The 18,270-nt window shown below is 47.0% G+C and carries 26 protein-coding genes and 1 pseudogene; 6 read left to right on the top strand and 21 right to left on the bottom strand.

From position 1 onward, the window contains the following. The first annotated feature begins 250 nt into the window (after positions 1–250). Positions 251–382 (top strand): hypothetical protein, encoded by a 132-nt coding sequence (locus tag IR083_RS24825; RefSeq protein WP_262893181.1) that lies wholly within the window; start codon positions 251–253, stop codon positions 380–382. Between the two features lie 148 nt (positions 383–530). Here the strand turns inward: IR083_RS24825 and IR083_RS18390 are convergent, their stop codons facing one another. Together IR083_RS18390 and IR083_RS24820 are read right to left on the bottom strand one after the other, a co-directional pair. Further along, complete coding sequence (locus IR083_RS18390; RefSeq protein ID WP_194225403.1) at positions 531–752, bottom strand: winged helix-turn-helix domain-containing protein; 222 nt, start codon at positions 750–752, stop codon at positions 531–533. Positions 753–860: 108 nt separating this feature from the next. Then, entirely contained in the window at positions 861–986 is a 126-nt protein-coding gene (locus tag IR083_RS24820; protein ID WP_262893180.1) for a hypothetical protein, read from the bottom strand. Positions 987–1,572: 586 nt separating this feature from the next. Between IR083_RS24820 and IR083_RS18385 the strand changes: the two genes are divergently transcribed. Beyond that, positions 1,573–2,079 carry a hypothetical protein gene (locus IR083_RS18385; RefSeq protein ID WP_194225402.1) on the top strand — a complete coding sequence of 169 codons (507 nt, stop codon included), beginning with the start codon at positions 1,573–1,575 and terminating at the stop codon, positions 2,077–2,079. 126 nt (positions 2,080–2,205) lie between these two features. On the opposite strand, the gene IR083_RS18380 is transcribed toward IR083_RS18385, so the two are convergent. Both IR083_RS18380 and IR083_RS18375 read right to left on the bottom strand, forming a co-directional pair. After that, complete coding sequence (locus IR083_RS18380; protein ID WP_194225401.1) at positions 2,206–4,701, bottom strand: ParB/RepB/Spo0J family partition protein; 2,496 nt, start codon at positions 4,699–4,701, stop codon at positions 2,206–2,208. Positions 4,702–4,707: 6 nt separating this feature from the next. After that, positions 4,708–5,040, bottom strand: a complete 333-nt coding sequence (locus tag IR083_RS18375; RefSeq protein ID WP_194225400.1) for a hypothetical protein — start codon at positions 5,038–5,040, stop codon at positions 4,708–4,710. Between the two features lie 163 nt (positions 5,041–5,203). On the opposite strand from IR083_RS18375, the gene IR083_RS18370 reads away from it, so the two are divergent. Beyond that, entirely contained in the window at positions 5,204–5,419 is a 216-nt protein-coding gene (locus tag IR083_RS18370; protein ID WP_194225399.1) for a hypothetical protein, read from the top strand. On the opposite strand, the gene IR083_RS18365 is transcribed toward IR083_RS18370, so the two are convergent. After that, positions 5,406–6,467 carry an ArdC family protein gene (locus IR083_RS18365; RefSeq protein WP_194225398.1) on the bottom strand — a complete coding sequence of 354 codons (1,062 nt, stop codon included), beginning with the start codon at positions 6,465–6,467 and terminating at the stop codon, positions 5,406–5,408. The genes IR083_RS18370 and IR083_RS18365 overlap by 14 nt on opposite strands. A gap of 17 nt (positions 6,468–6,484) precedes the next feature. On the opposite strand from IR083_RS18365, the gene IR083_RS18360 reads away from it, so the two are divergent. The 3 genes from IR083_RS18360 (at position 6,485) to IR083_RS18350 (ending at position 8,009) form a co-directional block, all read left to right on the top strand. Then, entirely contained in the window at positions 6,485–6,727 is a 243-nt protein-coding gene (locus tag IR083_RS18360; RefSeq protein WP_194225397.1) for a hypothetical protein, read from the top strand. Positions 6,728–6,757: 30 nt separating this feature from the next. Next, positions 6,758–7,078 (top strand): hypothetical protein, encoded by a 321-nt coding sequence (locus IR083_RS18355; protein WP_194225396.1) that lies wholly within the window; start codon positions 6,758–6,760, stop codon positions 7,076–7,078. A gap of 301 nt (positions 7,079–7,379) precedes the next feature. After that, positions 7,380–8,009: an RteC domain-containing protein gene (locus tag IR083_RS18350; RefSeq protein WP_194225395.1), complete on the top strand. Its 630-nt coding sequence runs from the start codon at positions 7,380–7,382 to the stop codon at positions 8,007–8,009. A gap of 201 nt (positions 8,010–8,210) precedes the next feature. Here the strand turns inward: IR083_RS18350 and IR083_RS18345 are convergent, their stop codons facing one another. The 16 genes and pseudogenes from IR083_RS18345 to IR083_RS18270 all read right to left on the bottom strand — a co-directional run bounded on the left by IR083_RS18345 (position 8,211) and on the right by IR083_RS18270 (position 18,247). Further along, entirely contained in the window at positions 8,211–8,390 is a 180-nt protein-coding gene (locus tag IR083_RS18345) for a histone H1 (RefSeq protein WP_194225394.1), read from the bottom strand. A gap of 89 nt (positions 8,391–8,479) precedes the next feature. Beyond that, positions 8,480–9,262, bottom strand: coding sequence for a hypothetical protein (locus tag IR083_RS18340; protein WP_194225393.1), 783 nt, complete (start codon positions 9,260–9,262; stop codon positions 8,480–8,482). A 31-nt stretch (positions 9,263–9,293) separates the two neighbouring features. After that, the gene (locus IR083_RS18335; RefSeq protein ID WP_194225392.1) at positions 9,294–10,361 is read right to left on the bottom strand and encodes a DUF4121 family protein; all 1,068 of its coding nucleotides are present in this window, start codon (positions 10,359–10,361) and stop codon (positions 9,294–9,296) included. After that, on the bottom strand, positions 10,315–11,058 hold the full coding sequence (locus tag IR083_RS18330; protein WP_194225391.1) for a radical SAM protein: 744 nt from the start codon (positions 11,056–11,058) through the stop codon (positions 10,315–10,317). The genes IR083_RS18335 and IR083_RS18330 overlap by 47 nt, the downstream gene beginning before the upstream one ends. Before the next feature lie 91 nt (positions 11,059–11,149). Further along, positions 11,150–12,193, bottom strand: coding sequence for a hypothetical protein (locus IR083_RS18325; protein WP_194225390.1), 1,044 nt, complete (start codon positions 12,191–12,193; stop codon positions 11,150–11,152). A 75-nt stretch (positions 12,194–12,268) separates the two neighbouring features. Then, a complete protein-coding gene (locus IR083_RS18320) occupies positions 12,269–12,739 on the bottom strand; it encodes a hypothetical protein (RefSeq protein WP_194225389.1) in 471 nt (156 codons plus the stop codon). A gap of 39 nt (positions 12,740–12,778) precedes the next feature. Then, positions 12,779–13,729, bottom strand: a complete 951-nt coding sequence (locus IR083_RS18315; protein ID WP_194225388.1) for a hypothetical protein — start codon at positions 13,727–13,729, stop codon at positions 12,779–12,781. A gap of 80 nt (positions 13,730–13,809) precedes the next feature. Beyond that, positions 13,810–14,268 (bottom strand): hypothetical protein, encoded by a 459-nt coding sequence (locus tag IR083_RS18310; RefSeq protein ID WP_206759866.1) that lies wholly within the window; start codon positions 14,266–14,268, stop codon positions 13,810–13,812. A gap of 126 nt (positions 14,269–14,394) precedes the next feature. Beyond that, positions 14,395–14,640: a hypothetical protein gene (locus IR083_RS18305; RefSeq protein ID WP_194225386.1), complete on the bottom strand. Its 246-nt coding sequence runs from the start codon at positions 14,638–14,640 to the stop codon at positions 14,395–14,397. A 34-nt stretch (positions 14,641–14,674) separates the two neighbouring features. Further along, entirely contained in the window at positions 14,675–15,640 is a 966-nt protein-coding gene (locus tag IR083_RS18300) for a hypothetical protein (RefSeq protein ID WP_194225385.1), read from the bottom strand. 95 nt (positions 15,641–15,735) lie between these two features. Continuing rightward, entirely contained in the window at positions 15,736–16,227 is a 492-nt protein-coding gene (locus tag IR083_RS24695; protein ID WP_242052477.1) for a hypothetical protein, read from the bottom strand. 66 nt (positions 16,228–16,293) lie between these two features. Continuing rightward, positions 16,294–16,584, bottom strand: a pseudogene (locus IR083_RS18290) (DUF4326 domain-containing protein); the annotation flags it as partial. Next, complete coding sequence (locus IR083_RS18285) at positions 16,577–16,750, bottom strand: hypothetical protein (protein WP_194225383.1); 174 nt, start codon at positions 16,748–16,750, stop codon at positions 16,577–16,579. The gene IR083_RS18285 and the pseudogene IR083_RS18290, both read right to left, overlap by 8 nt. 20 nt (positions 16,751–16,770) lie before the next feature. Further along, positions 16,771–17,244, bottom strand: coding sequence for a hypothetical protein (locus tag IR083_RS18280; RefSeq protein ID WP_194225382.1), 474 nt, complete (start codon positions 17,242–17,244; stop codon positions 16,771–16,773). Between the two features lie 28 nt (positions 17,245–17,272). Continuing rightward, a complete protein-coding gene (locus IR083_RS18275; protein WP_194225381.1) occupies positions 17,273–17,740 on the bottom strand; it encodes a hypothetical protein in 468 nt (155 codons plus the stop codon). A gap of 276 nt (positions 17,741–18,016) precedes the next feature. Continuing rightward, positions 18,017–18,247, bottom strand: a complete 231-nt coding sequence (locus IR083_RS18270; protein WP_194225380.1) for a hypothetical protein — start codon at positions 18,245–18,247, stop codon at positions 18,017–18,019. Positions 18,248–18,270: the final 23 nt, after the last annotated feature.

Below are 18,270 nucleotides of genomic sequence, written 5' to 3'. Positions count from 1 at the left end.
GTTAGCTCGTTACTTATCCGTTACCTATTCTGAATTTCAAACCTGCCAATTAGCTGATTTAGAATAGAATATTCCGAACCATTGGTTTGTTTCTAAATCGTTACCTATTGGCTAAAATATTTTTATAAGTTGCTCATTTATAGTTTAAAATAATTTTTATTATGCCTCGCAACGGGAAACGAAAAAAAATCACACGGGCAAAGATGGCCTGGGCAAGAGGCTGGGCGCACCCATGAAAAAAAGCGAAGGCTTGAGCAGCGACAAGAAAAGGGCGGAGCACGAACACCTGCATGCCTTCCGGGAAGATATACCTTTGGGCAACCATGAGGATGACGGGTATGGCGGGGAAGCCGATGAAGACGAAGAAGGAACTGGCGCGTGAACTAGCCCCCTTTCGGCAACCAGCAGCAGGCATAAAAAGGTGGAGAAAACACTCTAAATAGGTGGAGGAAGCTCCCTTTGACAGGATACTCCCTCCGGGGCGCATAGATCCACTCTATGCGCTGTTTTTAGCGAATCGTGACGTCCCGTCAATAATAGATTTCCGGCCTGTCCTTCTTCAAGATGAAATACAATCTGCCGTTCCTGTCCTCGGTGCGGACATGGTCTTCTTTCATCAGCCAGCCGATGGCCATAAAGATGACCGGATCCCGCCGGTGGGTATGCTCCCCAATCTGCCTCACATTCATTTCACCGTTTGAACTGAGGAGTTCACTGATATGCCCTGCATTGTCACTGATACGCTTATTCATCGCTTTTCCTTTTTTCTTTTTGAATTTATTTTATACGCTGTTTTATTTCCTTTTTATTGCCCCGCACCGGCCGGTTCGGTGTTAAACCTCCATTGGCGGAAGATACCGTCATATAAGATGGCAAACATACCAGGCGAGGGCAGCCGCAGGTGCCTGTAGCAGTTGTTCAGAGACACCCGCATCGCTTCCATGTCCGTAACCCGTGCGTTCCACCGCTGTATCTCCAGGAGGCATTCACTTGCCTTCCCGTTATCCTCTGCGGATAGACCAGTTCATGCACTCCACGGTGCACTGTATCCCCGATTCGGCATATGCCAGGGCCAGCCTGTTATAATCCGCCATATAGTTTTTCTCTAAATCTTATTGCATCCATACACCATCTATTTATATATCATCATTAACAACCATGCTATCATTTAAGTTTGCCGCCTGCCACAAAAAACAAGCTGCCGGCACCGCGTATCTGTACCCTAAAATTACCAGGTGCAAAGTTAGTCCTTTCCCCCCGGGGGAATCCTTTTCAATATACGTTTCAGCAAAGAGAATCTTTTTCTTTTACCAAAAGGTAGGAACGGCCTGCGATTGTTATCCGCAAGCGGAGGCCTGTTTATGGCCATTAGCGGCGGTTCCCGCAAAAGCGGAGCCTTTCTGTTTTTTTCCGGCAGCGGTCAGGGCAACCGTTTATAAGGAATCTTGAAATAAAGGACATAGTCTTTACATTGCAGGCCTCTTAACCGAAACTCCACACTCGTGTAGTTCCATAATTAACTTATGTAAACAGTTTAACCCCTTTTACTTCTTTTCGGTACAAAAGAAAATAATGAGCCGTTTCTTTTTTTGCATATTTTTACCATACCCTCGCACGCGCAGGCAGGAAGCGAATGCGGAAAAGATGATATACAAGAGAGTAACTACGCCGCAGGATAAAAATATATATGCAGAGGCTGGGACAGGCAGCTTTTGTCCCCCTGGTACATGTCTTTTCCTGATGATATGCCTTGGAAGCCTAAACCCCTCTCCCGCGCATAATGACCGTGGTACCCCCTGTCGCTATATATGCGTCGGCTTACGATTCGGCATGCTATGTCCCGCCGGCAGCCTGCAGCAGGGGGCCGACCGTCAAATTTTTAACCGTAAATCCCCATCCGGAGCCTACAGGCGAACGGTGGGGATTTACGCGTTAAACCCGGCAGGGCCGGAATTTGACCGGGAAGGGACCCGGATATTACTTTGCCGGGCAGGGACATACGCCGAAACAGGAGACGGCGCAGGTAGAACGGGAAGCAGGCGCAGGCCTGTCCGGAATCCACATGTATATATCATATAGGCTTTTACGGAATATAGCCGGATTTGACAAACTTCCGGGACTGGGCATATTCCTTGGAAGGGATAATTTAATATTCCGGCACAGGAAGCCCTGCGCCGGATTGCTTTGGTTACAACCTGCTGTGGTTTAGCCGGCGGGGGCTGTTTCCACCTCCTGACGTTGTTGCAGGGCCTGGAGTTGTTTTTGTATGCGCAGGTACTTTTTGTTGTAAATCTCCGTATGACGGCCTACGATCTCTCCGGTCTGCCTCGGGTAGTGCTGCCGGGAGAACTCCACCAGCAGCATCGACTGGTAAGCATCCGCCGGGGCCCGCATATGCCTTAGCAGGAAGCTGCGGCAGGCCAGCGCCTTCTGCTGCGGGCTGAGTGATTTCATCAGCGTATACTTCTGTTTGTCCATCAAGGGTTGTCCGGTCTTATCTTTGATACCGAACTGAGGGTAGTATTTCACATCCAGGCTGCCGAGCATCACATAGAATAGCAGTTCATCCTCAAAGACGGATAACGCAGAGCCGGGCATATCCTGCGATTGCAGCAGTGCGAGTGCCTCCCTGGCTGCATTAGCCGCCGCCGACCGGCGGTTAAGCCTATCCTGTTCTTCGAGGCTGGCGACGGTCTCTTTCTGCCCGGGGTGAACGACAGGCACATAGCACACTTTGGGGTGGGCGCCACCGATATGCAGGCAACGCTTGTACTGCCCGGCCTCCACTTTCTTCTCGTAGTCGTCGTAATCGTCGTTACAGCCCATCTCTTGGGTCCAGTAGGCTTCCATGGCCCGGTCATAATCGCTTTCCAGACGGAAATCCTTCCGCCGGGGCTTTTGGGGAAACTCGGGAGCTTCATAGGCGACAACGGTGCTGACCGTTATGCCCTCCCGCTCCAGTTTTTGAAGCGTATCGCCGCTAAGCTTGTCTTCGGGGGAGGCGATAATCTCAATGCCACCTTCTGAAGCATATTGCTTGCAGGTTTCCAGGGTATGCTCCGCCTGTTTGCCGCGCAGGCACGACAGGTTCGTACAGCGCCCCCTGTACTCCTCGAACAGGGTGCCGGTATCCGTATTCCAGTGGCAGGTATTACACTGCGCCTTGTCAAAACCGTAATCCGACAGGTTCATCGTATAGAGTTTTATCAGGCGGGCGGACAGCTCTTTGGTTTTGAGCATACCCCAGTGGGAAGCGTCCTCATGTCTGAAATGGTTCTCATAGACTTCCTGCTGGATGGCCGGGGAGTAACGGGCCAACTCGATGCCGGCGCTCAGGGACAGCTCCTCATTTTCCAGCAGGCCGGTGAATTCTTCCCTCAGGTTAAGCAGCGCCAGCCGCCCGCGGATATAGCCATGCCCTTTACCGAAACGGGTGGACAGGTCTTCGACCGTATAGTTCCCCGTCATGATAAAATAGGAAAAGGCCCCGGCCTCTTCCAAAGGTGACAGGTCACGCCGGTTGATATTTTCGGTAAGGCCCATGGCCACGACCTGTTCGTCGCTATAGTCCCCTGTCACCGCAGGGATCGTTTCCCGCCCGTTCAGCAGGAAGGCACGGTAGCGGCACTCCCCGGCGACTATTTCCAGCCTGTCCCCCTTGCGGCGCAAGGTGATGGCCTGCAGCAACCCCGTTTGCCGGATGCTCTGCGCCAGTTCGCCGATATAGGCCTCGTTGATTTTTTTTCGCGGGTTCAGCGGGTTCAGCATGATGCTGCTTAGCGGGACATCCTCTATTTTTCCCGGTCCCTGCGGTGGTGTTTCCATCGCCTGTGTTTTTTGATGTTGGTTCACTGCTGCCTTTTCCCTTTCCCCTTCCGGTGGTACTGCCTGCGCTACCGTTTCCGCCTGTACCTGAGGGCTTGACTTTTCCCCCAGCCTGCGCTGCGCCTTCCAGCTATTCTCCAGTCCGAGGATGCAGGCCTCACAGATACATTTGGTATGGGCGAACGCCTCTTTCATATCTTCCCGGTGCAGGGTCTCAAAGCGCCGGAGGTGTTCCGCCAATTGTTTGGGGCGCTGCTTATCCATAAAATCTTTAGGGAGAAGCAGTACGGCTTTGCCATCATCCGTCAATGCCGACGACAGCCAGCCGAAGAACTGTTCCATGTCTTTTCCCTCATGCGGGGGATTGGATACAACAAGATCATATTGCCGCCGGATTTGGTTATCCCGGAAATCATACTGTTCAAATGTCCCCTGCGGGTAGGATAACCTGCATATTTCAACCATATCCGGGTCGTTGTCGAAGCCCGTGACATTGAGCTTATTTTGTAACAGGAACTTTGTCAGCTGTCCTGTACCGCAGCAGGCGTCCAGCACGCTGTTGTCCACGGGAAGGAAGTTATCGCAAAGCGATACCAGCTGCATGGCCGTCGCATCCGGGGTCAGGTACTGACTGTTCTGCACACCGCAGCGTTTCTGGTGCTCAATCATGGCCTCATACAGCCAGTTACTTTCGTCCCGGCACTCGAAGGGAAGCTCACCGTATTGGTGTCTATACATGGCTATCTCTAGGATCGTATCCGGATAGCCTTCTTTCCTGTTCTTAAAATAGGAATTAGTCAGGGAATACTTTTTCCCTTCTATTTTTTTAAATTCTTTCATCTCTTTTATTTTTTTTATGTTTTTTATTGCGTTCATGGCGCTTTAGCCTTTAGTATCAGGATTGTTTTGGTATTTCTCCGCCAGCTTGTCTGTCCACTTTCCCTGTTCATAGATATGGTGCTGGACCAGTTCATTGGCCAATTCGTAGGTGACAACCTGTATGTACAGGTTCTTTCCCGCATATTTATCCGTTATCACCTTCATCACCTCTAACGGGAAGGGGCCGCAGCTGCAGAATTCCAGTTCGCACCATCCGCTGTCTGTTTCAATATCCGAGTAACACTCGAAACGTTCGGTCATCTCCTTTACTACCTTCTCCGGTAGAATCCTGTCGGTAGCGGAGACAACCGCTATATGGGTGCATATATTTGCCATATTTCTTTTTAGTTTAGTTTTTAGTTAGCTTTTAATTTTTTGTACTTTTATCCTTTCGTTTATTGTTTTACTTATACTCTTATAATCCCGCTTATAACCTGTCGTTACGGATCAGCCGGCAGAACTTTTTTACCTGTTCCAGCCGGCCATTATTCAACCAGGCGTGCCAGTAGCTGTACTTGCGGCTCCACCGGAAGTTATAGAGCCGCAGTTGCTCCCGGGCCTGACGCGGAGGCTTCCTGTGGAAGGACAGCATGACCTTTCCCTGCGGCCCGCGGATAACCAACCGCAGGAAGTTATCCCTGCCGCAGATGCGCCTTTGGCGGTAACAGCTTCTCACCAGCCATCTCAATTCCCTGTACATATCAGTCTACAATAGCTAATTCGTCTTTGAATACTTCTTCTTTATGATGCTTAGCTGTAACCGTATCCGGCTGCGGTTGTACGGATTCCCCGAACGGGTTGAATTCCAACCGCACGCACATATACTTGACGGACTGCACCACATCCCCCAGCACATCCATTAAAAAGCCGTGGTCTTTTTCCAGGGCCTCCAGCCAGTACCTCAGGTAGCAGGCATGGTCTTCACGGATGGTGGTTTCTATCCCTAAGTAGTAGCCCATCAGCGCGGAGGAGAGTTCGGCCACGAGTTCTTCTTTTGAGTAGTCGTCCGTACCTTTGGCCGCGCCCCCTTTGATGCGGTTCAGCCGGCTTTCATGGCCTGTCGAATGGCTCATCTCATGCAGGGCCGTACCGTAAAAGGCTTTTGCATCCGGGAACTGTGTCCTGTAAGGAAGTACGATCTTATCTTCCGCAGGGGAATAGTAGGCCCTGTTGGACAGCCTTTCATGGATAGGGCATACCCAGGTCTGGCCGGCGATCACCGTATCGAGCAGGCCATTGGTATAATTCCCCTGGTGTTTATCTTCCGGGGACAGCTCATGGCGGCAGAGCAACTCTGCCCACTCCTGCGGGTACTTTTCGTGGTAACCGGTCTGGTCCAGGTTGAATACATCATAGCACTTGGGTGTCATGATCCTGTGGTACCCCTCTTTCTCAATCTCAGGCAGCTGCTCATATTTTTCAATGGAGATACGCTCCTGCAACCGCGCATTGTAATACATCCAGGCGATATGGTACACCGGGAAGGACTGGGCCCCCTTGTTGATGCGGATACCAAGATTGCTTGCCTGCAGGAAGGTCAGGAAGACAGGGGTGCGGAAATCGTAATACATCGAGTAAATAAGCAGCATCAGGGTATTGCCACCGCTATAGAACCGTCCCGTAATATTGCGGGGCAGGTAGTCCTTCCGCTTTACTGCCAGCCAGGGCTTAGTCCAGTCCCGCGAGGCTTCGGTGATACGCCCGATCATCAGGGCGGTGAATTTTTGGGCTGTCTTTTCCAGCCGTTTACTGTTGATCTTCATAATCCGGTATGTGTTAAATGGATATTATAACGCCATCTGCAGGCAGGCGTTTTGCCTTCAAAGGCCTCAAAGCCCGCGGCGCAAGGAAATACAAAGGTTTTTGGCAAAAATACGACCACGGGGCAGCAGCCGCGGGGTGGAGATTTTTGCCAAAACCGGAAGGGAAGCCTTTTATTTCCGGTAAAGCGGCGCGGATAGCTTTGCCTTTGACAGGGAAAACGCAGCCCTTACAACAATGCCGGGAAACGGATAACTTTTAGTGGAAAGAAGGCATGGGAAAGACGTACCGAATGTTAAAAAAAGAAAAGACAAACTGGATTATCCCCCCCGGGGAAAGGTATTTCGTAATTATTGTAATAACTTACGCCTTCCTGTTGGATGAATTATATAGTAAAGGCCTGTACCGGGCTGCCGGCGTAATGCCGCCTGGGGATTTGTCCCGCGGATCGCTCCTGCGGGATGGAACAGGGTGGTATTGCGGTAAGATCCCGGATATAAAACCGGCATTGCCGATACGCAGGCGCCCTTTACCCAAGGCTTGCCATCTTATAGAGGAAGATCCGCTCCCGGCACAGCCGCGACCTAAGTCATTCAGGTTTGCAGATATATAATTTTATCCTATCGTCTCCTAATCTTTAACAAATACGCAAGGCATAAAAAATAGCCCATCCGACGGCAGTCCGCCGCGGGTACATACCCTGATCACACAGGATATACATACCACAGGCTTTGCCCTGAAGCCCCGGTATGTTTCCGGACGCCAAATCCTGCCGCCCGCAGGGGCTGTAACTGTATGTTTACCTCTCTCGGGGGTACTCCCTATAGCCGCGGACAGGCTTCCCCGCTGGATTCTCCCGTATGCAGGGCTGTAGCAAGCATGCTTTATGCAGATTTACAGGCATTTATTCGGAAATGTTATTTTTTTTATCTATATTTAGCGCTGTATCTGCAATCCGTATTTTTTCACTCATACACATTATAAATATGGAACGGATGAATAAAATAGGCAGGTACCATGCCCGTATTTTCGGGAATCCGGGTTCGATGCCGGCAGATACAGAAACACACAAAATATTAGACAAACTGGTAAGGGAAATCACCCTGTATTGTAATGAGGAAGCTGACCTGCCGCAGGTCATGCGCTTTTTAAAGCGCCTGCGCTACAATACCGGAATCAAGGCGGCCACCAGTGGGGAGAGCCAAGGCATGGCCAGCTACCTGGTGCATATCATCGATACGGAGCTGGAGGTTATGGAACTCAAACTTAATCACAGCGAATACAGGATCGCCATACCCAAAAGGCTCAAATGGACGCATACCTACGTGGCACTGGTAGAGCTGGTATACGCCATCCAATCCTCGCTGAACAGGGGAAAGGCCCAATTGCAGGAGATCGTCGCGGCATTCGAGTTTATCTTCCAGGTCAAACTCGGCAATTACAGCGCGACACTCGAAGAGATCGCCAGCAGGAAGAGGAAGCCTTCGGGGTATTTCGACCTGCTCAAAAAGAACCTGCAGGAGATAGTCAGGCGCTATAATTAAACCACAATGGCTTTCCCGTGGAAAACAGGGATGCATCGAAACGGATACATCCCCGCTCCACGGGAACATTTGGTGGCCGGTGACCGTCCCGGCGTTACCGGCGCTTTTTGTAAATGAATGGAAGTTTTATATATAAGTATAAAAAAAGAGTAACCGGTTTTAAATTACTCTTTCACTCTTTTTTTAATAATAAGCGGGATTTTACTTACTCTTACCTTCGGATATTGAGATTTTGCGGAATTCTTTCAGCGCCTTCTCTATCTCAAGCGAGGCTTTTCTTGCCCGTTGTCCGGCTGCTTTATTTCCCTGTTCGGCCTGTGATGCAGCTTCCTTTGAAAATTCAGTGAACAGCCCGCTTAATTTTTCTACCAGTTCTTTCATCGTTTTTACCTTTTTTAGTGTTATTATACATTAATATAAATACGGGGGCGAAGATACAATTTTTTTTATAGTGACAGTATCCGCCGGGGCTAATATTTATATTGCCAGATCGTATACCGGCTGCCTTTACCGTCCCTATAGGCGATGCATTTGTCTGTATAGTCACTCCATACAGGGCATTTCTTATCGAAAAAGCTCCGGAAATTATCGCTGTAGAAACGTTCCAGTATCAATTCCAACAGGCGCTTATCCGAAAGGCCCTCCGTATGCGTATAAATAATGTACCGCTGTCTCTTATCTTCGACTTGTATAAAGGCTATATCCATGCCCTCCAGCCTGGCTTTATCCGGCTCCGTATCGAAGAAATCCATGATATCCCCGATGCCGTGCTCCTGCATATAGTTATATAAGCCTGTATGGTGCCCGGCATCATCGGGGCTTAGTATGCTGATGCTTTTCCTGTTTTCAATATAACTACGGATGTCACCGGTGGGTAATTTGATATCCTTCTGCGCCGTATAGTATTTTCCCTTATAGCAAACATAAAGCGGATGGATGCCAAAAGCGGATTCTTCCCCATCCAGATAAAAAAATTTGAGTTCTTTACTTAAAAAATGACGCCGTATCTTTGATCCATTGATGCAGGCATAGAACTCTTCTTCTTTGGCCGGTGTAAAACCCGTCTGGCAGCAGGCGATATATTCTTCCCGCATTTTTTCGAACTCTTCTATTGTTACTGCTTCTAAACCGGGCAAGCCCATCTTGATTTTATATGTACTCAGTTTTAGCGCCGTATAATTGATGTATGTATCGTCATTCATTTTAGCAACGATGCACCCGTTGAAATTTTCCGTATCTATTACGTATAGCATAATTATGATATTTAATGATTTAATGGTTATATTATTTACATATTGAATACAGGGTAACCAGATGCAGCGCGTCATTCACTCCGGTTTTCACCGGGTGGTTATCCCTGTGGTTATTCTTCGTCCGGAATGTTGTTTCGGGCAGCTCCAGGGCATGCCAGTCTTTTTCTGATAATATCCTCTTTTCTTCGAAGTAACACCACAGTACATAGCGCTCAGGCTGATAGCCCGGATAGAGCCTGCCGTTGAACAGGCGGATATATTCATCCAGCTGCTGCCTGTCCTGAAAAGCCAGCCCACCGCCATAGTAGAGGTAACCATCCTCTTTGTCATTTTCGTTTTTCATAAGGTATACCCGGCGCCAGTCTTTTGTACTGTAATGACCGAAGAGCGGATCAGGGGCCGTATATTCCCAGACGCTGACCTCCGCCTTAAAACAAACCGAGCCGTTGCCCCTGGCGCCACGCCAGCCCCAGTCTTTGAAGTATTTTTCTTCTTTACCTGTATATTTCAACGCTTTGGGAGGGATGCTGAGCCAGGCGCCGCCGCTGGTGTCACAGACGATGCCGTTTTTTGTCGGGGAAGGGTATACGAACGGGATATATGGCCGTTCACATACGGAGAACCCGTCGCGGCAGAGCTTCTCCAGATGGGCCTGCGGGTAGTAATCCCCGTCCCGTGTCGTCAAACGGATAATATCCCCATTGCGGGGCTGCTTATCCGACCGGGTGCTTTCAATCCTGTTTACATAAGAATTCGCCATATCCACATCGGACTGCATAACTTCGTGTTCATAATGGTAACTGCCGTTCAATGCAATCAGGCTACTGATCGTATATTTATTGTTTGTTGAATTATTGCGCTGATAATTCTTTTTCTTTCGCGGATAAGATCTTTTATGGCTATGGGGGTATTCCCCGCGCCAAAGGTCGCCTAATATAGAACGGTTCCGGAGCTTTTTTACCTGCGCCATATCCGCTTTCCGCAATACTTCCGCTTTGGTGAAATCTTTATCGCAATTGTAACACTGGAAGTAAAAGTGTTTCTCTGTTGACTTACACAACGGACGTCCGCACCAGGGACAGAATCTTTTTGTTTTCATTTTTTTTATTTTTTATTTGAGTTAATTTTAGATAGTTTATAAAGTCTTTGGAGTGGCAGATAATATGTTTCTGCTGGTTCCGGTAACTGAGATTGCAGCTTTTAACCAGATATCCCAAAGCATTCAGATATACATCTCCATTGAGGCCTTCATCATCAAGGCCGATTGTATTCAGTATCGGTTCGAATCCTTCTTTCGAGCGTCCTTGCCTGAGCAGGGGGACACCTCCTGTATTCGACAACCTGTAGCGGTTAGAGAAAAACGGGTATGTGGAAAGCTTTTCATAAACTTCATCCCGGTAAGTACAATCATGGAACCTGTCATTGCTTATTTCAAGCATGCAATCCCATTCTTCCGGACAGGATTCATTGTTTTGACAGGCATAGAGTTTTTTACATATTTCAATAAAATCACCGGACATGGAGGTTTTGGAGCCATTGGTAACGATATAAAATCCGTCAACCTGTATCTTACGGCGTTTCAATCGGGTTAGGATAAATTTTATAGCGGAAACATTCATTGAGGGTTCACCTCCTGTTATAGTCAGATGCCCCACCCGTTTGCTATGCCGCAGAATGTTTTCGATATATTCCGTTTTTATGTCTATGTTTTGGCTACTCCCACGTAAACAATGGGAACATCGCATATTACATCTTCTGGTAATTTCGATACTCAGCCTTTCAATTTCCAACTTCATCTTATATCTTGTTTTCGGGTTTATAAAAACAGCAGGCAGCACCTCTTCCGGCACTGCCTGTTTTGAATGATTTACTTAAAATTTAGTTGCATTATTGTCCTATGCGGTTGGTGTTTATTGTATCATATTCATACGCATACCAGCAGGCATAGTTCCCGCCGGAATCGGGGCAGACGGCAATATATTCCCACCAGAGGGCATCACACAATAAATGCTTTTTGGCTATACGCACGATTTTATAGGTTTCATGCATAAATTGGAACGAGTGGATGGTTTCTGTTTTGATAGCCGGATGGCTTACCCGCTTTATCCAATCCAACCCCTCTATGATATTATCCGGATCGATTATCGCGTAGCGGTGCGATCTCCAGTTGATTTTATCATCGTACGATACATCTTCGGGCATTTTGGCATCCAGCCAGTCACAAATGCAGTCTTTGGTTGTATCCGGATATTTATCTTTGATTTTAGCCCATTCTTTCCTGCAAAGTTCTTCAAGTGACGGGAACCGGTTGGAATGCCTGACAGCATTGTTTGAATCACGCAATACTTCTTTCCAATCCTTATCACAGCAAATAAATTCTATCGACGGATTGATGTGACAAACCGGTTCACAATATCCGTATGGTGCATCGGACAGGTAATACCATAAATGCGGACCGTAAGTATATCTGCCAAGCCATAAGGTCTTTTTGTTGATGGTTTCGGATTGCCAGACTTCCAGATAGATATCTCTAATCGTATGGTGTAATCTCACTTTTATTTCCGTTACCGGAATATCGGTACAGGGGTACACTTCCAGATCTTCCTTGAATGTTTCAGTATATTCTTTTCCGTGTATAGCATAAAAATAAATACACTGACCGTTTCCCCGGTACAAATACAGGATTCCTCCCGCTTCAATGCAGAACATCTCCCCTACAGCCAGGTCAGCTATCAGGCTTCTGGCCCGTTGCCTTATCGCCAATTCGGTCACTGTCATGTATTTTTGCATCCAGGCCATAATACTATCCGCCTTTTCCAATGGAAAAAACTGCAATCCGAGCTGTCGCAAGCATGGATCGATACTATTTACATATACCGTCCAGGTAAAGGCTGGTACGGTTCTGACGGTAAGCGGTACAATAAATTGCAACCTTTTGGCTTCTGTAATTTATTTGGATTCTCATTGTGAACTGATTTTAGAGATTTTCGATTATTCTTTTAATGATTATTCTTTTGTTGTTTCGGATTTACCGGTACCAACTTCATGGCTAATAATGCCGGATGAACTATCCAGCACACTGAGTATGCTGTCATCAATGTTATCTACAGCCATGCTTTTTATAAAATCATCGGTGATGTCTTCTGTGATTTTTTGCAGTACGGACATATCACGGCGGGAAACTTTTTTATCCCTGTAATGATGGAATTTCCCCAACCCGGAACTCCACATCGTTGATTCTCCGGATTTTGTCCAGATGGAAACATTCAGGACAGGGATTCTTTGCCCTGTTTCCCGGTGATCGATAATCTCATCCCGGAAGTACAGGGTGGCTTTGATCAGCTTATTTTCGTCTATGGTAATTGTCTTGGACAGGTTTTTATCTCCCAGTTGGCGGTAATCCTGTATATCGAACCGGAAGCCGTTGGAGCAACCGTTGTTTATCGTTTTGATGGAATGTATTGTTATTGATGCCATTATAGTATATTCTTAGTTATTTGTAAATAAATAAAGGGATTATGTATGTTGGGGCATTGCCGGTTGGGGTGGTATGTCAAACGGTTTGCCGAAGAAGGAATTACATACACCGTAGACTTGTTTTATGGAATAGTCATATCCTCTTCCCGGCTTTTCCAGTTCAAGACGGAAATAGGGATAATCTTCCGGCGAAAGGCGCAGTTTCACATCTTCTGTCAGCTCCATCTCCATCAAGCTCCCTCCGCCCTGCATAGAGCTGTATAATCCGCATTTATTCCCTTTGGGAATGATTATCTCTGTAAGGCTAAAGTTTGATCCGTATAATTTTCCGATATCGATAGTAGCGGCATAGGTAAGCAGGTTGGCTCCGCAGGTTGAGTTTATCAGTTCTTCATAAAATTGTTCATAGCTGACCTGCTCTTTTCCATTCCGGGACCGTTTATCAGGGAAATGCCCGGTTACGGTTTCCCCGTGTTTGTCCAGGATCTTTTTTATTTTACGTGGATTCAGGTTCAGCGCATCGGCCATATCCCCGAAGTAGGATTCTTCGTAGCTATATCCTCCGGATGATTCCAGCCAATGCGAGTTTATACAATCATAATTGGAGATCAGTTCGATACGGACGGGAATCTTACCGGTATTCCGGAGCAGGCCTTTCAGCGGATCGGAATCGTCCCGGCTGTAAATAGTTTCTTTTATTTCATCTTCGTTCTCTTCAAAGAATTTTTCAGCTTCCCATCTCTTATAACCGAGACTTACTAATTCTTTTTTGAGATTTTTCATGATATCCCTGACCGATGCCCCCATCTGGTCATAATACCATTCGCCTACATCTTCATATAATGCATCGCTATTTTTAGCCTCAAGGCATTTTTCAATGGTATCGAGGCTATTTTCAAGGCTATCCCTGTAATCAACACAGGTTAGTGAATAACTTTCTTCCATCAATCCGGTTACCATAGCCATGCCGATTTCTTTTCCTGGTTCCATGTTCTTTCCCGTATATATTGTTATAAATGAGGAAAGAGCAACTTTTCAGCTGCTCTCCTATATACCTGTTTTATAATTATTTAATCGTAAAATTCCCGGACAAGGCTTTCATAATGGCCTTCGGGTATAGTAGTAGTCCCTTTAAACCTGAATGTCGCCATATATCTCCTTCCGATAGATAACTGTGCTCCGCAATAATTAAATGCAATCTCGATTTCCCAGTCGGTATCGCCGATCCCCAGTTTTATACTATCACCGCTAAGGATAGTGCATGCAAGCCGGAGGGCGGAATCTTTCTTTTCCTCTTGATATAATTTAGAAAAGGCTATTTTAGCAATTTGGGAATTATTCACTTCTATCATTTTCATTTCATCGCTTTTATCCGGATCCCACTCTTCCTGCCTGACTTCTATACCGTGCTTATTATATTCAGCGATCAGCCTTATGTTGCCTTTCTGCCCGTAGGAATACGGCCCGCAACTGTACTGCAGTTCCTGTATACCAAGGGTTTCTCTGATATACCTTATGGCTTCATTCATATTCTTAAATTTCATGATAAGATAAATGATGGGTTAGTCATTTTCTATTGTTTTACCGGCTATTGCCATTAATACTTCTGTGACCGACTGGCGGTATGCTGTTTTATTTTGCTTGCCGGTAGCCTGTCATTTCTTATATCCGATTTTATACATGTAATACCGCCATTTGGCTATATCCCCGATTGCCCAAACCGCTATCGTACCTATTTCCAGGTCGAAGTCCAGGCCTGTCAGGCGGGTGATCCGGTAGCTTTTCGTATACGGTTGATTATGTGCTGTGGTCCAATTATTCTGCAGCATCGCCTGTACCGCTCTCCGTTCGGTGGCTGTCAGGTGCTCCCCTTCAATGAGTTTAAGTTTTATGTTTTCCATGTCCGTATGTTATCCGGGTGTTTATTGGCCGGTATTATTTATAAACCAGGCGGAACTCTTTTCCCCATACCGAGGGGATAAGCCCGTATACTTCATCGATGCAGTAGCCGTTGCCGCTCCCGGGTTCATCTACGTACAGTTCGCAGCGGTCATATTGTGTTTTCCTCGGGAATGTGACAGGGATACATAAGTCACGCAGCAACTCCATCTCCATCAGCGAGCCGCCGCCGTTCCAGTCATTGAACATCCCGCAGAGGTTGCCTTTGGGAACGACGATTGTTTTATATGCCGCGAAATTATGCTCATACAGGTCTGACAAAGGCATCAGGCCCATAAAGGCCAGCAGCCCGTAGCAACACTGGTTCAACAGCTCTGTGGCCAGGTCCTCATAACGCACGGCTTCCCTGCCGTTACGGGCCTTCTTATCCGGCCAGCGGCCTATGGCGCCGATACCTTTCCCTATGAATGCCTGCTTTACCTTGGCAGGGTTCAGGAACAATACATCGACGATGTCCTTTATATATCCATCATAACAGTAGGTATTGCCCATATCGTAGTTACGGGGCAGGCAGTCATAATTGGTATGGAGGGTAGCCCTGGCGCGGATACGGCTGCGCGAAAGCATCTCCTTATAGGGATTGCCGGTGCCACGTTCTTCGATGGCTTCGAGCATGGCTTGCTTATTACCATCCTGCTCCAGCCAATCATCAATAAAGGGATGCAGGAATTCGTATGTATCATCGGACAGTATCTTATCCTGTAGCTTCTCCAGTGCGTACTCGCTGCCCTCGCGCCGGGCATCGTGCTCCCATTGGGTATCGTACAGGGCTTCGTCGCTGTTCGCATCCAGGCATTTCTGGATCGTTTCCCCCGAACGGTTGAAGTTGTCATTATAATCCGTATAGATAAGATCGTACTCTTCATCCATATTTTCTGCAAAGGCCTGCCGGATGGCAGCGCAGGTGTCAGGACTCATTGTTATCACAGGAAAGTATTCCATAATATATCAATATATAATGTATAATATGATGTGTATAAATCAAGAAAGCCCGGGGGTTGGCTGCCCGGACTTCTCTTCGGTTGTTTTTTTGTCATTTACCATATCCAGTCATCCATATCTTGCGAATGTTTAAAATAGATTCCGGGATCGGCGCTCACATGGTAGATATTTTTCCCGAACCGGACCAGCAACGCGCCTTTGCCGTAAATCAGGCGCATGCCTTCCACATCGCCCGTAACGGAAAAGCTCGGGAAGTCCGACAGGTCGATGCCGTGCCCTGTCAGGATACGCACGGGGCGTTCCACAGCACCGGCGGCATTGGGGTCTATTTTATAGAGCCTGTCGGCCAGCAGGCATAATTCGTCAAAGCCGATAGCACTCAGGCTGTAATGGTACCCGTTGCTGTCCAAAAGCCTTACTTGCCCGTCTATACAGACGATCTCGGTATACTTTTCTACCTCTATTTTCAGGCAGGGGCCGTTTATATGTGCTGAAGGGACGCCTGTCCAGCCGGTAAGATCCGAAAGCTGTCTTTCTATCTCTGAAAATAAGTAATTGTACCAGCCGCTAAATGTTTCTGTTTCCATAATAGGTGCTTTTTTAATTTATAATTTCTTAATGTGTAATATTCTTATAATGGATCATTCCTGTGAATCCAGGTATTCCTTAATAATATCCCCGTGGCAGGGATTGGGTTTACAAAAGCAGCCTAACGTCCTGCCTTTGAGCGCATGTATCCTTTGTTTAAACCCGGGGTCGGATTGCAGCCTGCCGTAGAAATATTTTCGGTAGCGTTCCAATGTAGAGCCACGGGCGGCCCCATGCTCCAAAGTGAACGGGTTGCCGAAATACCCGTCCTGGCCGCGGCACACACGGCCGATATATACATCATACGCTTCGTTCCTGATGTTTACTACCCTTGTCTGCCTGTCTGTTTTATTCATTTTCCTTACCCTCCTCTTTTACTGCCTTGTCAGCGATTTCCAGCAGTACCTCGTTGACCGCCGAGCGGTACGCGCTTAGCAGCTCCTTACGGCCCCAGCCGGTCTTCTCTTCCAGTTTCTTTTCGAATGCCTCTTCGATACGTTTAAGTAATTCAGATGTTTTCATTGCTTTATGGTTTTATAGTGTTAGTAATTCGTATTTGCTTTATCGTACATGGTAAATATCCAATGATGGACACCATCCTTAAACTCTGTTTTCATATACCGGTAATATTCAGAAAGAAACATACATGATTCTTTATTTGTTAATACGATAATATGTCCCATATCCGGACAACTTGCAACTTCGATATTCACCTCTTTAAACTTGAAACCAAGTATTTCGCTGAATATCAATTTGAGTTCCTGTACGTCGGTCTTTGAAAATTCGACAGGTTTCAATACCGGATAAAGCTGTGTCTGTGAAGCCGAAAAATTACTATACTTACTAAACCGTTCGATACAGGCTACAGCTTCCCGCGACAGTTTTTTATCATAATAAGTGATATTCCGGCTATAACCGATATGGGCGACCCTTTTATAATCGCTGTGCTCCTCCCGGTTATGGTCACATATTGTGATGCCGTTGCCCATACTGCAAAACATTAAATCTTCTTTCATCTTGGTTTATATTATATGATTAGTAATATCATACGATCAGCAGATAGATGACATAGAAAAAGATCGCTATCTGTAACAGCAGCAATACCAATTTGAACAGGAATTTCCAGATTCTCCACGAAAGGATAATACCCCCTGTTATAAGCAATGTATGTGTGGAAACCGCTTCGATAAACTGTACCGCCATCAGCACGGTAAACCCAACCAGCAACAACCAGATGACGGCGACCGTCACCTTATAACCCTTTTTACCTTTTACATTTTCCATAGCCGTTTTCATTTTAAATTTCAGCGGCAAACAACACGGACGGGCGGTGGAGGCAAGGCTTTTGAAAGAAATACGACCCGAGCCCCACAGGGCGAGGGTGGAGATTTCTTTCAAAACCCCGTCAGGGGCCGGGCCTTGTCCACCCACCAGGTGGCCCGGACGTAGCTTTGCCCGATGAAATAAAATGAAAGCGGTGGAATATTCCTTCCGGATCACTACTACATACAATGCCGGCCGGGTTTAACGGTGTTATAAAAAAGAAGGCGAAATGTCTGTAAATATAAATAAACGTTAATATATTTACATTCGTATGGGATTATAGGCTCCGCCGCCCGGAAGCAATAAGAGGGACGCGGAGGCCGGTAGTGGAAAAACAGCCTGTAGACGGCTGATCTTGGATATCAACCCGGGACGGACACATTTTAACAAGAACACAATCTATTATGAAAGATTTTATTCCCGGCAGGAGATGAATTTGCTTTACCGGGACAATTATTGTTTCCTTTATCCTGGCACCTTCCTTGTTTCCATATAAGCACCGATGGCTTCCCGGCAGAAGCCATCGGTCAGCTTATTTAACTCTTCTCCGGCCTCTTCTTTCGACAGGCCGGTTATTGCAGACTCATGGCCATCGACCAACAGCTGTAGGTTAGAATGCCTTAACACATCCTCCCGCTGGTAATAACCCGGAAGGTATTCTTCTATAAAGTCCCAGAATGCATTCGTTATTTCCATATCCTCATATTTTATATAATTTC

Source organism: Dysgonomonas sp. GY75, assembly GCF_015234155.1.
Classification (GTDB): domain Bacteria; phylum Bacteroidota; class Bacteroidia; order Bacteroidales; family Dysgonomonadaceae; genus Dysgonomonas; species Dysgonomonas gadei.
This window is presented reverse-complemented; position numbering and strand designations above follow the sequence as displayed.

Bases quoted from the DNA above. Each gene is read 5' to 3' on its own strand.
- IR083_RS18335 (WP_194225392.1), bottom strand. From the start codon at position 10,361: ATGAAAACAAAAAGATTCTGTCCCTGGTGCGGACGTCCGTTGTGTAAG.
- IR083_RS18380 (WP_194225401.1), bottom strand. From the start codon at position 4,701: ATGAACGCAATAAAAAACATAAAAAAAATAAAAGAGATGAAAGAATTT.
- IR083_RS18375 (WP_194225400.1), bottom strand. From the start codon at position 5,040: ATGGCAAATATATGCACCCATATAGCGGTTGTCTCCGCTACCGACAGG.
- IR083_RS18340 (WP_194225393.1), bottom strand. From the start codon at position 9,262: ATGCTATACGTAATAGATACGGAAAATTTCAACGGGTGCATCGTTGCT.
- IR083_RS18330 (WP_194225391.1), bottom strand. From the start codon at position 11,058: ATGAAGTTGGAAATTGAAAGGCTGAGTATCGAAATTACCAGAAGATGT.
- IR083_RS18360 (WP_194225397.1), top strand. From the start codon at position 6,485: ATGGATATTATAACGCCATCTGCAGGCAGGCGTTTTGCCTTCAAAGGC.
- IR083_RS18345 (WP_194225394.1), bottom strand. From the start codon at position 8,390: ATGAAAGAACTGGTAGAAAAATTAAGCGGGCTGTTCACTGAATTTTCA.
- IR083_RS18315 (WP_194225388.1), bottom strand. From the start codon at position 13,729: ATGGAACCAGGAAAAGAAATCGGCATGGCTATGGTAACCGGATTGATG.
- IR083_RS18305 (WP_194225386.1), bottom strand. From the start codon at position 14,640: ATGGAAAACATAAAACTTAAACTCATTGAAGGGGAGCACCTGACAGCC.
- IR083_RS18350 (WP_194225395.1), top strand. From the start codon at position 7,380: ATGTTATTTTTTTTATCTATATTTAGCGCTGTATCTGCAATCCGTATT.
- IR083_RS18385 (WP_194225402.1), top strand. From the start codon at position 1,573: ATGAGCCGTTTCTTTTTTTGCATATTTTTACCATACCCTCGCACGCGC.
- IR083_RS18285 (WP_194225383.1), bottom strand. From the start codon at position 16,750: ATGAAAACATCTGAATTACTTAAACGTATCGAAGAGGCATTCGAAAAG.
- IR083_RS18355 (WP_194225396.1), top strand. From the start codon at position 6,758: ATGTTAAAAAAAGAAAAGACAAACTGGATTATCCCCCCCGGGGAAAGG.
- IR083_RS18280 (WP_194225382.1), bottom strand. From the start codon at position 17,244: ATGAAAGAAGATTTAATGTTTTGCAGTATGGGCAACGGCATCACAATA.
- IR083_RS24695 (WP_242052477.1), bottom strand. From the start codon at position 16,227: ATGGAAACAGAAACATTTAGCGGCTGGTACAATTACTTATTTTCAGAG.
- IR083_RS18300 (WP_194225385.1), bottom strand. From the start codon at position 15,640: ATGGAATACTTTCCTGTGATAACAATGAGTCCTGACACCTGCGCTGCC.
- IR083_RS18320 (WP_194225389.1), bottom strand. From the start codon at position 12,739: ATGGCATCAATAACAATACATTCCATCAAAACGATAAACAACGGTTGC.
- IR083_RS18390 (WP_194225403.1), bottom strand. From the start codon at position 752: ATGAATAAGCGTATCAGTGACAATGCAGGGCATATCAGTGAACTCCTC.
- IR083_RS18310 (WP_206759866.1), bottom strand. From the start codon at position 14,268: ATGAATGAAGCCATAAGGTATATCAGAGAAACCCTTGGTATACAGGAA.
- IR083_RS24820 (WP_262893180.1), bottom strand. From the start codon at position 986: ATGCCTCCTGGAGATACAGCGGTGGAACGCACGGGTTACGGACATGGA.
- IR083_RS18270 (WP_194225380.1), bottom strand. From the start codon at position 18,247: ATGGAAATAACGAATGCATTCTGGGACTTTATAGAAGAATACCTTCCG.
- IR083_RS18365 (WP_194225398.1), bottom strand. From the start codon at position 6,467: ATGAAGATCAACAGTAAACGGCTGGAAAAGACAGCCCAAAAATTCACC.